The 12,283-nt window shown below is 64.7% G+C and carries 14 protein-coding genes; 1 reads left to right on the top strand and 13 read right to left on the bottom strand.

From position 1 onward, the window contains the following. Positions 1-73 precede the first annotated feature (73 nt). The 9 genes from AC1D0A_RS05760 to AC1D0A_RS05800 form a co-directional block, all read right to left on the bottom strand. Positions 74-967, bottom strand: a complete 894-nt coding sequence (locus AC1D0A_RS05760; protein ID WP_028276063.1) for a F0F1 ATP synthase subunit gamma — start codon at positions 965-967, stop codon at positions 74-76. Between the two features lie 76 nt (positions 968-1,043). Beyond that, the gene (atpA, locus tag AC1D0A_RS05765) at positions 1,044-2,681 is read right to left on the bottom strand and encodes a F0F1 ATP synthase subunit alpha (RefSeq protein ID WP_028276064.1); all 1,638 of its coding nucleotides are present in this window, start codon (positions 2,679-2,681) and stop codon (positions 1,044-1,046) included. A gap of 83 nt (positions 2,682-2,764) precedes the next feature. Continuing rightward, complete coding sequence (locus AC1D0A_RS05770) at positions 2,765-3,592, bottom strand: F0F1 ATP synthase subunit delta (RefSeq protein ID WP_223916019.1); 828 nt, start codon at positions 3,590-3,592, stop codon at positions 2,765-2,767. Continuing rightward, the gene (locus AC1D0A_RS05775; protein ID WP_028276066.1) at positions 3,592-4,143 is read right to left on the bottom strand and encodes a F0F1 ATP synthase subunit B; all 552 of its coding nucleotides are present in this window, start codon (positions 4,141-4,143) and stop codon (positions 3,592-3,594) included. Before AC1D0A_RS05775 ends, AC1D0A_RS05770 begins: the two co-directional genes overlap by 1 nt. 48 nt (positions 4,144-4,191) lie before the next feature. Continuing rightward, entirely contained in the window at positions 4,192-4,410 is a 219-nt protein-coding gene (gene atpE / locus AC1D0A_RS05780; protein ID WP_028276067.1) for an ATP synthase F0 subunit C, read from the bottom strand. A 112-nt stretch (positions 4,411-4,522) separates the two neighbouring features. Then, positions 4,523-5,323 (bottom strand): F0F1 ATP synthase subunit A, encoded by an 801-nt coding sequence (atpB, locus tag AC1D0A_RS05785; RefSeq protein WP_028276068.1) that lies wholly within the window; start codon positions 5,321-5,323, stop codon positions 4,523-4,525. A gap of 91 nt (positions 5,324-5,414) precedes the next feature. Further along, positions 5,415-5,777: a hypothetical protein gene (locus tag AC1D0A_RS05790; RefSeq protein WP_243181258.1), complete on the bottom strand. Its 363-nt coding sequence runs from the start codon at positions 5,775-5,777 to the stop codon at positions 5,415-5,417. Then, on the bottom strand, positions 5,770-6,255 hold the full coding sequence (locus AC1D0A_RS05795) for a Cg1360 family ATP-synthase-associated protein (RefSeq protein ID WP_243181257.1): 486 nt from the start codon (positions 6,253-6,255) through the stop codon (positions 5,770-5,772). The genes AC1D0A_RS05790 and AC1D0A_RS05795 overlap by 8 nt, the downstream gene beginning before the upstream one ends. A 128-nt stretch (positions 6,256-6,383) precedes the next feature. Beyond that, on the bottom strand, positions 6,384-7,508 hold the full coding sequence (locus tag AC1D0A_RS05800) for an MraY family glycosyltransferase (protein WP_243181323.1): 1,125 nt from the start codon (positions 7,506-7,508) through the stop codon (positions 6,384-6,386). A gap of 305 nt (positions 7,509-7,813) precedes the next feature. On the opposite strand from AC1D0A_RS05800, the gene AC1D0A_RS05805 reads away from it, so the two are divergent. Further along, a complete protein-coding gene (locus AC1D0A_RS05805; protein ID WP_243181256.1) occupies positions 7,814-8,710 on the top strand; it encodes a glycosyltransferase in 897 nt (298 codons plus the stop codon). A gap of 32 nt (positions 8,711-8,742) precedes the next feature. Here the strand turns inward: AC1D0A_RS05805 and AC1D0A_RS05810 are convergent, their stop codons facing one another. From AC1D0A_RS05810 to prfA, 4 genes are read right to left on the bottom strand one after another with little or no spacing between them, the layout of a single operon-like run. Beyond that, on the bottom strand, positions 8,743-9,510 hold the full coding sequence (locus AC1D0A_RS05810) for a WecB/TagA/CpsF family glycosyltransferase (RefSeq protein ID WP_243181255.1): 768 nt from the start codon (positions 9,508-9,510) through the stop codon (positions 8,743-8,745). Beyond that, complete coding sequence (locus AC1D0A_RS05815) at positions 9,507-10,253, bottom strand: L-threonylcarbamoyladenylate synthase (RefSeq protein WP_476943317.1); 747 nt, start codon at positions 10,251-10,253, stop codon at positions 9,507-9,509. The genes AC1D0A_RS05810 and AC1D0A_RS05815 overlap by 4 nt, the downstream gene beginning before the upstream one ends. Further along, positions 10,250-11,179: a peptide chain release factor N(5)-glutamine methyltransferase gene (gene prmC / locus AC1D0A_RS05820; RefSeq protein ID WP_476945362.1), complete on the bottom strand. Its 930-nt coding sequence runs from the start codon at positions 11,177-11,179 to the stop codon at positions 10,250-10,252. The genes AC1D0A_RS05815 and prmC overlap by 4 nt, the downstream gene beginning before the upstream one ends. 16 nt (positions 11,180-11,195) lie before the next feature. Beyond that, positions 11,196-12,269, bottom strand: coding sequence for a peptide chain release factor 1 (gene prfA, locus AC1D0A_RS05825; protein ID WP_079554478.1), 1,074 nt, complete (start codon positions 12,267-12,269; stop codon positions 11,196-11,198). Positions 12,270-12,283: the final 14 nt, after the last annotated feature.

Below are 12,283 nucleotides of genomic sequence, written 5' to 3' on the forward strand. Positions count from 1 at the left end.
CTTCACTCAGTAGATGGCGTGGGGTTAAGTTTATCTTTTGGTGCAGGTACAGCTGGATCCGGGCTCGTACTGGCTAGGACGCGGACAACGCGTCGGCACCGGCAACGATTTCGGAAAGCTCCTGCGTAATTTCAGCCTGACGGGCAGTGTTGCGCAGACGCGTGTACTTCTTGATGAGATCCGTCGCGTTGTCGCCGGCGGACTTCATCGCACGCTGGCGGGCTGCGAGCTCGGAAGCTGCTGCCTGCAACATGGCGGCGAAGATACGTGATTCGATGTAGCGCGGCAGCAGGGCATCGAGAACCTGCTCCGTTTCCGGCTCGAATTCGTAGAGGGGCAGCAGGTCCGATTCGGACGCGGCTTTCTCTTCGACAACCTCGAGCGGCAGCAGACGGACGACCGTCGGCTCCTGGGTCACCATCGACTTGAAGCGGGTGTAGACGACGTGGATTTCGTCGACGCCGCCCTCTTCGTAGGCGTTAGCGAATTCGGCCAGCAGTGCTTCACTGACTTCGCGCGCGGTCGCAAACTCCGGTGCATCCGTGTTGCCGGTCCATACGCGAGCGTATTCACGGTTCCGGAAGTCGAAGTACGCCTGCGCCTTGCGGCCGACCAGGAACGTCTTGACTTCCTTGCCTTCCCCGTGGAGCAGCTCGTTGAGGCCTTCGGCCTGCTTGAGGACACTCGCCGAGTAAGATCCCGCGAGGCCACGGTCCGAGGTGATGACCAGGACGGCGGCCCGGCGGATTTGCGCCGGCTCGGTGACCAGCGGGTGGTCGATTTCGCTCTGGCTTGCGACAGCAGAAACGGCACGCGTGATCGCGTTCGCGTAAGGCAGTGAAGCTGCTACGCGTGCGCGGGCCTTGCCGATGCGCGAGGTAGCGATCAGTTCCATCGCCTTGAAGATCTTGCGCATCGACGTCGTCGAGCTGATCTTCTGGCGGTAGACCCGGATCTGGGCTCCCATACTTATCCTTTCCTAAGATCCCGATGGCCGGGACTGCCGGAACCCGTGCGGGTCCCGGCAGTCCCTGCCAGCGAAACTAGCGCTTCTGCTTGACGATTTTTTCCTGGTCGACCTGATCCTCGCCGATGGGGGCGTGCTCCTCGTGCCCCGCACCGACCAGGAGGTTGTCTCCCTCGCCGAAGAAGCCCTTCTTGAAGTCCACGATTGCGGTCTTCAGTGCTTCAGCGGTGTCATCGTCCATGACGTTGGTCTGGGCCAGCGTCGTCAGGATGGAGGACTTGTGCTTGAGGTGCTCCAGGAACTCGGTCTCGAAGCGGTTGATGTCTTCAACCGGAACCTCGTCCAGGTGGCCGTTGGTGCCGGCCCAGATGGAGACGACCTGGTTCTCGACCGGGAACGGCGAGTACTGGCCCTGCTTGAGCAGTTCCATCAGGCGTGCACCGCGGGTCAGCTGCTGGCGCGATGCGGCGTCCAGGTCCGAGGCAAACATGGCGAAGGCCTGCATGTCGCGGTACTGGGCCAGTTCCAGCTTCAAGGTACCGGAGACCTTCTTCATGGACTTGACCTGGGCGGCGCCACCAACACGGGAGACGGACACACCGACGTCGACAGCGGGGCGCTGGTTGGCGTTGAAGAGGTCCGACTGCAGGAAGATCTGGCCATCGGTGATGGAGATCACGTTGGTCGGGATGTAGGCGGAAACGTCGTTCGCCTTGGTCTCGATCAGCGGCAGACCGGTCATCGAGCCTGCACCGAGCTCGTCGGAGAGCTTGGCACAACGCTCCAGCAGACGGGAGTGCAAGTAGAAGACGTCGCCCGGGTAGGCTTCGCGTCCCGGCGGGCGGCGGAGCAGCAGCGACACTGCACGGTAGGCCTCGGCCTGCTTGGACAGGTCATCGAACACGATGAGGACGTGCTTGCCGCCGTACATCCAGTGCTGGCCGATGGCCGAGCCGGCGTACGGTGCCAGGTACTTGAAGCCTGCGGGGTCGGACGCCGGGGAAGCCACGATCGTGGTGTATTCCAGGGCGCCGTTGTCCTCGAGGGTCTGGCGGACGGCTGCGATCGTGGATGCCTTCTGGCCGATCGCCACGTAGATGCAGCGCACCTGCTTCGTCACGTCGCCGGAAGCCCAGTTGGCCTTCTGGTTGATGATCGTGTCGATGGCAATGGCGGACTTGCCGGTCTGGCGGTCACCGATGATCAGCTGGCGCTGGCCGCGGCCGATCGGGATCATGGCGTCGATAGCCTTGAGTCCGGTCTGCATCGGCTCGTGGACCGACTTACGCTGGGTCACGCCGGGTGCCTGGAGTTCCAGAGCACGGGTGGTCTCGGCCTTGATCTCGCCGAGGTCATCGATGGGCTGGCCCAGCGGGTCAACCACGCGGCCGAGGAAGGCGTCGCCAACCGGCACGGACAGAACCTGCCCGGTGCGGTGGACTTCCTGGCCTTCTTCGATTCCGGTGAAGTCACCGAGGATGATGACGCCGATCTCGCGGACGTCGAGGTTCTGGGCCAGGCCCAGCGTGCCGTCTTCGAAGCGAAGCAGCTCGTTCGCCATGACCGAGGGAAGGCCCTCAACACGGGCGATGCCGTCACCTGCGGTTGTTACACGGCCGACCTCTACGCGCTCTGCGTTTCCGGGTTCGTAGGACGCCGCGAACTCGTTCAACGCATTACGGACGTCGTCGGCGTTGATGGTCAATTCGGCCATCTGCAGTCCCTGCTCTCCTGTTTTCGTGATCATCGTTGCTCACGATGACCGGGGTTTCTTGTCGTTAGGTTGTGCTTGTCCGGCTAGCCGGCAAGCTGACGCTGGAGCTGGCCCAGGCGGCCGGCGACCGAAGCGTCAACCACTTCGTCACCTACCTGGATCCGGATGCCACCGATCAGTGCCGGGTCAACGTTCATGTTGATCTTGAGCTCGCGCCCGTAAAGGGCGTTCAGCCCCGCCTGCAGGCGGCTGATCTGCGTTTCCGTCAGCGGACGGGTGACGTCGACCGTTGCAATCCAGCGCTGCTGGCGCTTGGCGGCAAGCTCGGCGAAACGGCGGACCAGCCTGGTGACCTTAAGCCCGCGCGGAGCCGTGACGGCCTGCCCGATCAGGACTTTCGCTTCCTCGCTCGCACCGGGTACGAGCTTGTCGGCGAGGGACACCTTGGCGGCCGGGCTGGCCTGCGGCTCGGACAGAGCACGCTGGACCTCGTGGCTGGACTCGACGGCCTGGTTGAAGGAGAACAGATCGTTCTCCAGCGATTCCAGTCCGCTGAGCCCGGAGGCAGAGACGGCCGACTTGTTCTCGGCAACAGCGATGACCACCGAAGCGGCAAGAGTCTCGAGTGCATCGCCGATATCCCGTGCCGATGCCCAGCGGGAGCTGGCCAGTCCGGCTGCGATTTCAACAGCGTCAGCGGATACTTTCCCGCCGAAGAGCTGCTTGACCAGCGCCGACTTTTCGTCACCGCTGCGGGACGGGTCAGTCAAAGCACGGCGCAAGCCGGCTGAGCTGTCCACGGTTCCCAGGATTCCGAAGAGTTCCTTTGCCAACTGCAGCGACGCAGTGGGAAGCTTGGCCTCCAGTGCCGCCAGCGCAGCGGCCAGCGATTCGCTCGATACACCTGCCATTACTTAGCTACACCCGCGTTCTGGTTCTCCAGATCTGCCAGGAAGCGGTCCACCACTCGGGCCGACCGTGCATCGTCGCTCAGTGCCTCGCCGACGATGCGGCTCGCCAGAGTCGTGGCCAGCGTGCCGACCTCCGCGCGGAGCGACACAACGGCCGCCTGGCGCTCGGATTCGATCTGCGTGTGGGCCTGCGCGGTGATGCGGGCAGACTCGGCAGCCGCCTTCTCCTTCAGCTCTGCAAGGATCTGGGCACCTTCGGCGCGTGCTTCCTCGCGGATGCGGTTGGCTTCGGTGCGGGCTTCCGTGAGCTGCTGCTTGTACTCTTCGAGTGCTGCGGAGGCCTCGGCCTGGGCCTTTTCGGCCTTGGCGATGCCACCCTCGATGGCTTCGGCCCGCTCTGCGAAGGTCTTCTCGAACATCGGGACAACGTACTTGACCACGATGAACATGAGGAGCGCAAAGCCGGCGAAGACGACAAGCATTTCCCAAGGATTGGGAACGAGGGGGTTAGTACCGCCTTCGGTGGCGGCTGAGATGATCGCTTGATTCATATTTCACCCGTCCTTATCTACTCGGTTCTGGATGTTCGGTTGTTCTGTTTACTTGAGAACGAACGCGAAGACCAGGCCGAGGATGGCGAGGGCTTCAGTCAGCGCGAGGCCGAGGAATGCGATCGGCTGCAGGACGCGCTGGGCTTCCGGCTGACGTGCCACGCCGTTGATGTAGGCAGCGAACACGAGACCCACACCGATACCACCGCCGATGGCGGAGAGGCCGTAGCCGACGAGGTTGAGGGAGCCGTTGATGGAGCCTTCCATTTTTTTGTTCCTTTCAAGATGCCACCCATGTGGCAGGTTGTTTGGTTTGCTTCATCCCCTAGAGGGGAAGACTATGTTGTGCCGTCTGGCCTTCTGCCGTCTGGCGCTGGGCCTAGTGGCTGTCGGCGTGGAGCGCGCCTTCGATGTAGATCGCGGTCAGCAGCGTGAAAACGTAGGCCTGCAGCACCATGATCAGCGCTTCGAGCATGTACATGGCGATCGCACCGCCAAGGACGAGTACGGACGCGCCCTTGAGGAGGACGTTTTCCTGCATCACGAGGAATTCGATGCCCGCACCGGAGATCATCACGATCAAGTGGCCGGCCAGCATGGTGGCGAACAGACGGAGGCTGTGCGTGACCGGGCGGACCAGGAAGTTGGAGATGATCTCGATCGGGACGACGATCGGGAGAATGTAGAACGGCACACCGGAAGGAACTGTTGCCAGCTTGAAGTACTTCAGGCCGTTCCTCTTGATGCCGATGGCGATCCAGGTGACATACACGATCGCCGCCATCACGTAGGCTCCGCCGACATGGGAGAAGGTCGGAAGCTGGATCAGCGGGATTGCACCGTAGATGTTGTTCACGAGGATGAAGAAGAACAGGCTGAACAGCAGCGGGACATACTTCATGAAGTCCCGGCCGCCGATAATGTCCTTGGCGATGCCGTTGCGGACGAAGCTGTAGGCAGCCTCGCCTGCGAACTGCAGCTTGCCGGGAACCAGCTGCTGCTTCCGCGCAGCGATCACAAAAAATGTAGCGATAATGACAACCGACAGGATTACCAGCAGCATCTGCTTGGAAAATCCTTCGGCCGCACCCCAGGGGATGATAGCCGGCAGGTGAAGTTCTTCAATTCCAGGAGGCGTGAAGGTTCCTGAATCTTGGGCCGGGAGCGCAAGCGCGATCAACGCGTTTCCTCTCTGCAGTGTCCATCATTGGGCGTTGGGCGGGGACCGGCGACATTGGTGCCCGCCTCTCCCCCTGTAAAATTATTTGGCATTACTGTTCCTCGTCCTGGGACGGGCCACGTGCAGCATTGCCGTCACCAGCAGAAATTCTGTTACTGGTGAGGCCGTGCATATGAGAAAGATAGAACCCTCCCGCAGCTCCAAGCAGAGCGCCTGCGAGCACAATCCAGCGGGTTCCCCACAGATTATCCAGTCCCCACCCTATCAAACTCCAGACGATGATTCCGCCAACAATGTAGCTGAAGACGGCGATTCCGGCGTTGTATCCGCCGTCGCTTCCGTCGGTCGATACACCGGGGGCACCGGGCGTAGTTTTGGGTGATTTGGCTGGCTGGTTTTCTGGTCCGGTACGTGGTCCGCCAACTGGCCTGCGGCCGGATTTGCGGCTAAACATCGGTGCCGCCTTTTCGCGTTTCGGGATCGTTGTAAATCTGAAGCCTGGCCTTGCTGAAACCGTAAATTTCGGCTGCCTGCCACAACACGACGGTGACGACGGCGCCGATCAGGAACCAGCGGTCGTGCAGCCAGGCCGGGGCGCCGATGACGAAGAGGACCACGGCGAAGCCGACAACCTTGACGAAGTACGTCGCGACGAACACTCCGATCGCTCCGGAGGGGTTGTTGCGGCCGACGAAGTGGCCCACCGCGAGGCTGATGGCAAAGAAGGCCATCACCAGCGCGCCCCCGAACAGTGCGGACCAGAACCCCACGGCGCCGTTAAAGATGTAGGCGGCTGTGCCGGTCAACACCAGTGCTGCGGCGGAGGCCGCGGAACTGATTGCCAGCAGCCTGAGCCACAGGGATTTTGTGGGGCCGGAGACGCCAACGGGTCCGTTGCCGGAAGCGGGTTCCGGTTCGGCGTTGGAGGTCATCAGATCCCAATCGTCGCTGGCGTATTGCTGGTCAAGGCAGGCGGCGAAGTACCGCCCCTGAATTCTACATTAGATAGAAATTATTCGGAAAAGCGCGTCGGAGCCGGTTCCCGGGCATGCCGGTCAGGCTATTCGGGAGTGCGGGCCATCTGCCGCGGCCCGCGCTGGCGCAGGTACGGCCAGGCAGTCGCCACGGCCATGATTGCCGCGGCGGCCAGATCGATGGCGAGGACTATGTGCCAGGGGAAGATCGCGAAAGCGAGGCCGCCGAAGGCAAGGATGCAGGTCCACAAGTACATCAGCACGACGGCGCCGCGGTGCGAGTATCCGATGTCCAGGAGTTTGTGGTGCAGGTGTCCGCGGTCCGCCGACCACGGCGACCGGCCCAGCGCTGTCCGCCGCACCACGGCCAGGCACAGGTCCAGCAGCGGCAGGAACAGCACCGCGAACGGCAACAGGATCGGGATGATCGTGGGGATGCCGTTGGCCCGGTCGTAGAGGCCCGAGCTGATCTGGCCGGTCGAGACGACGCCGGCCGAGGCCATCAGCAGGCCAATCAGCATGGCCCCGGAATCGCCCATAAAGATTTTGGAGGGGAACCAGTTATGCGGCAGAAAGCCGACGCAACTGCCGACCACGACGGCGGTCAGCAGGGTGGCGAGGTCCGAACGGTCCAGCAGGACGGCCGTGCGGTGGACCCAGTAGGCCGTGAGGAAGAACGCCGCCCCGCCGATGATCGCCACGCCCGCGGCGAGCCCGTCCAGTCCGTCGATGAAATTGAACGCATTCATGGTGGTGACGATCAGCCCGGCCGTCAGCACAATGCTCACGGCCTCGTTCTGGATCACGATCGGCTCGGGAATGAACGGGATGATCGTCATCCGGACCCCCCAGGTGGCCACGACCAGTGCCGCGGCGCTTTGGCCGATCAGCTTGACCCACCACCGCAGATCCAGCAGGTCGTCCGCCACGCCGACAACGACGATCACGGCGGCCCCGGCCAGGATTCCCCATGGCGCCGTGTTGTTCCGGAAGATGTCCTTGACGAAAAACGAATTGCTCGCCGTGACCAGGGCAACCAGCACGCCCGCGAAGATGCCGAGGCCGCCGAGCCGGGAGATCGGGGTGGAATGCATGTCGCGGCTGCGGATCGGGGAATACAGCTCCAGCTTGTTGCCCGCGAGCCGGGCACCCCATGTCGCCGCGTAGGTCACAATCGCTGCCGTCAGCATCATGAGCAGGTACATGATCACGGGACGACCACCAGCCAAACGCCGTCCGTACCGTCAGCACAGGCACCGCACGCCGGCACGTCCGGCAGCACCGGACGCGCCGGTGAGCTGCGGAAATGGGGTGGATTCGATTGCGGTGGAACTGTCTTTCGAAAAATGAAACTTCTCCGTCGCCGTGCGCAGGGCAGGCAGTGCGTAGTGCCTGACAGGGCTGTATTACAGTGGACTCTAGTCAAGATACTAATGCCAACGGCCACCTGTCTTCGCGTCACACGGCCCTCTGCCGGCGGGAAAACCACTGACGGTCGTGCTGAAAGGACCCCGCGATGACCCCCTCGGTTGCAGTCGCTGCCGTGACGTTTGACCGTCCCAGGGAGCTGGCGGTCCTGATGGACGCCATCAACAACCAGACCGCTCCAGTGCAGTCCATTTGCCTCGTCGACAGTGGCACCGTGCCGTCGACGGACGTTGCCGGCCAGCACGCCAACGTGGACTATGTCCGGTCCGAGGCAAACCTTGGCGGCGCCGGCGGATTCTCGTTGGCCATCCTCAAGGCCGTGGCCAGCGGGGCTGACTGGATCTGGATGATGGACGACGACGCCGAACCGGCAGATCCCGACTGCCTTGCCACGTTGCTCCGTGAGGCCCAGGAACGTGATCTGGACGCCGTCGTGCCCCTCGTGGTGGCCCCCGGCCACCCGGACCAGCTGTCCTTTTTCTTCCGGCTGGGCGGCAAGGTCACGCATGAGCGCGCGGAGGTGGAAAAGGTCGGATTCCTGCCCGACGACGGGCACTTCTTCAACGGCGCCCTGATCCGTTCCGATGTCTTCTTCAAAGTCGGCCTGCCGGACATGCGCCTTTTCATCCGTGGCGACGAGGTGGACTTCACGCTCAGGCTCAGGAAGGCCGGGATCCGCTTCGGCACGGTGACCACCGCCGCCATCACGCACCCGCACGCCTTCGCTGAAACCAAGCACGTCTTCGGTGCGCGGTGGCACGTGATCGTTCCGGATTCCGCCTTCAAGCGCTACTTCTACTACCGGAACCGCGGGTACATGATCCGCCGCCACTTCCGGGTCAAGTCCTTCATCGCGGATGTGGGCGGCTACCTCGGCTACTTCCTGCGCAGCGGCGATTTCCGCGGGCTCGCTGACTGGTTCCGCGCCTTTTCCGCCGGGCTCCGCGGCAAGGGCTTCGGCCCGCTGGAGGACCAGAAGTTCTGACGTGCTCCCCCGCTGGCAGCCCCGCCGGCAGCCTAGGGCTGCCGGCGCAGGCGCCGTCGGAGCAGCAGGCCCAGCAGCACCCAGGGTTCGCCGAACACCCGGTAGGCCACCCGCTGCGGGTGGAGCATGAGCCGCCAGGCCCATTCGAGTCCGAGCCGGCCGATCCAGCGCGGCGCCAGTTTCTGCACACCGGCAATCTGTTCGATGGCGCCGCCGACGGTGCAGTAGACCGCAGGCGGAAGCGCGGCAAGCCGTCGGGCCATGACCTGCTCCTGCAGCGGCATCCCGAGGCCCAGCAGCACAAGTTGGGGGCGCAGCCGGTTCAGCCATTCGACGGCGGCTTCCTCAACTTCCTTGTTCCAGCCTTCGCCAGGCATGCCGTCGACCCGCCCCCCGGGGACGATCTCCCGCAGCTTGGCCACGGCGCCGGCGTTGGCCACGGCACCTGCACCGATGACCGCAATGCGCTCCAGTCCCGCGACATTGCCGAGCGCGGGAATCCAGTCGGTCGACCCCAGCCGGTAGTCCATCACCGGTTCCCTGCCGTCGTCTTCTTCGCCGGTCTTCGCCCAGAGCCAGAGCACCGGTGCGCCGTCGATCAGGACCACGTCGCTGCGCTCGTAGAACGAACGGAAGGCAGGATCGGAGTGCAGCAGCGTCACGCTGTGCAGGTTGTGCCCCACCACGATCCTGGTCACGCCCTCGGCCATGAAGGTGCTGAGGACCGCGGTCAGCTCGGACACCGTCACGGGGGTCGCTTCGACGTCGAGGAAAGGGACGCGCTGACGCTCCAGCGTCATGCGGAACCGGGCTCCGGCGCAGCGGCGGACTCCGCAGCGGGCTCCGCAGCGGGCTCCGGAGCATCCGGAGCATCGGCGGCGTTGCCGTCGATGTCCAGGACGCCGGGCACCACGCCGCGCAGGCGGTCGAGGCTGATGGCTCCCTGCCGGACGACGCGCAAGGGCAGCGCCGTCGCGTCGACGATGGTCGAGGCGAGGGCGTCGGCGCCGTCCGCGGGCCGGGGTCCGCCCTCCAGGTAGACCTCCACGGATTCCGCCAGCTGGGCTTCGGCGTCCGCGGCGGTCTGCGCTGCGGCCTGCCCGGTGCGGTTCGCGGAGGACACCGCGAGGGGTCCGGTAAGCGTCAGCAGGTCCTGGGCGATCTCGTCGGCCGGGATCCGCAGGGCGACCGTGCCTTTGGTCTCGCCGAGATCCCAGTCCAACGACGGCTGGGCATGCAGGATCAGGGTCAGGCCGCCGGGCCAGAACGCCTCGGCCAGCCGCCGCGCCTCGGCCGGAACGTCCGTGGCCAGGCCATCGAGGGCGTTCAGCCTCGGGATCAGCACGGGCGGCGGCATCTTCCGGCTCCGGCCCTTGGAGGCGAGCAGCAGGGTCACGGCAAGGGGTGAAAAGGCGTCGGCGGCAATCCCGTAGACCGTGTCCGTGGGAAAGACCACGCACTTGTTCTCCCGGATGGCCCGCTGGGCGTGCTCAAGTCCAGCAGCGCGCTGCTCGGCCGCCGTGCAATCGTAGCTAGTCGTCACTGGCCTATTCTTTCATCACTTGTCACACGATTATTCGCAGGCGTCGGCCCTGACGGTGCCAGGACGGCGCTGGTGGCGCGGTCCTTGCCGTTGAGGTCACGGTGCGTTGTCACCTCGGCGAACACGCCGGTGCGGTTGAGCATCGCGGCGATCCATTCCGACTGGACCTCGGCGTGCTCCATCACGAAGTAGCCGCCGGGGACCAGCAGGCGGGCGGCCGAGGCGGCCGCCGCCGTCGGAAGTTCCATCCCGTCCGCTCCCCCGCCGTAGAGCGCCTCAGGCGGGTCGTGCAGCGCCACTTCGGGTTCGTTCGGGATCGCTTCGGCGGGGATGTAGGGCGGGTTGGAGACGACGACGTCGAACGTGCCGTTGTGTTCGGCCAGCGCATCGCGCAGGTCGCCACGGATGAGGTGGACGCCCAGGGGAGCCAAGTTTTTCGCCGCCCACGCGTGCGCGAATTCGCTGAACTCGACCGCGTGGACTTCCGCGCCGGGAACCTCATGGGCGATCGAGCCTGCAATGGCACCGGACCCGGTGCCCAGGTCCACGACCTTGGGGTGTGCCAGGCCGTGCAGCCGTTTCCTGTCGCTAAGCCAGTCCAGGACCAGCTGCACCACGGATTCGGTCTCCGGCCGCGGGATGAACACACCGGGACCGACGGCGAGTTCGAGGTAGCGGAAGTGCGCCACGCCCGTTATGTGCTGCAGCGGGATCCGCTGCGCCCGTTCGGCGACGAGGTCAGCGTAGCCTTCCGGCGCCGGCGAGTCCCCGAGCATCAGCGCGCGCAGCCGGCCCAGTCCGACGCCGAGCAGGTGCTCGGCCAGGAGCTCGGCGTCCACGCGCGGGCTGGGCACGCCGGCCTCCGCGAGGACCGCCGTCGCCTCGCTGACGGCCTCCGCGAGGCTCGGACCATCACCTGCAGTCATCACCAGTGACCCGCGCCTATTCGCCGATGGCGTCGAGCCGGGACTGCTCGTCCAATTCAATGGCCGACTGGATCACCGGTTCCAGGTCGCCGTTCATGACCTGGTCCAGGTTGTAGGCCTTGTAACCGGTGCGGTGGTCCGCAATCCGGTTTTCCGGGTAGTTATAGGTACGGATGCGCTCGGAGCGGTCCATGGTGCGGATCTGCGACTTGCGCTGCGCCGAGTTTTCGGCGTCGATCAGCTCCTGCTGGTGCGCCAGGATGCGGGCACGCAGCACGCGCATGCCGGCCTCACGGTTCTGCAGCTGCGACTTCTCGTTCTGCATGGCGACGACGATTCCGGTGGGAAGGTGCGTGATGCGCACCGCGGAGTCGGTGGTGTTGACCGACTGCCCGCCGGGACCGGAGGAGCGGTAGACGTCGATCTTGAGATCGTTCTGGTTGATCTCGAGCTCCTCGGGCTCGTCCACTTCGGGCAGCACCAGCACGCCGGCGGCCGAGGTGTGGATGCGGCCCTGCGATTCGGTGACGGGGACACGCTGGACCCGGTGCACGCCGCCTTCGAACTTGAGCCGGGCGTACACGCCTTCGGCCGGATCGTTCGAGCTGCCCTTGACGGCCATCTGGACGTCCTTGTACCCGCCGAGGTCCGATTCGGTGGCAGAGATGATCTCGGTCTTCCAGCCGCGGGATTCCGCGTAACGGCTGTACATCCGCAGCAGGTCCGCGGCGAACAGGGCTGCCTCGTCGCCGCCTTCGCCGCCCTTGACCTCGAGGATCACGTTGCGGGAGTCGTCCGGGTCGCGCGGGATCAGCAGCCGGCGCAGCTTGGCCGCCGCCAGCTCCAGCGCGGCCTCCAGCTCGGGCACCTCGGCCGCAAACTCGGGGTCCTCGTCCGCCATTTCCTTGGCAGCGGCCAGGTCATCGCGGATGCCTTCCCAGCGGTGGTAGGCCTCCACAATGCCGTTCAACTGGGCAGAACGCCGCCCCAGCTTCCGGGCCAGGCGCTGGTCAGCGTAGACAGCAGGATCCCCCAGCTGAGCCTGGATAGAGTCATGCTCATCCAACAGGCCCTGTACGGACTCAAACATTTTCAAACCTCTTT

Source organism: Arthrobacter sp. P1_D4 (genome assembly GCF_056406115.1).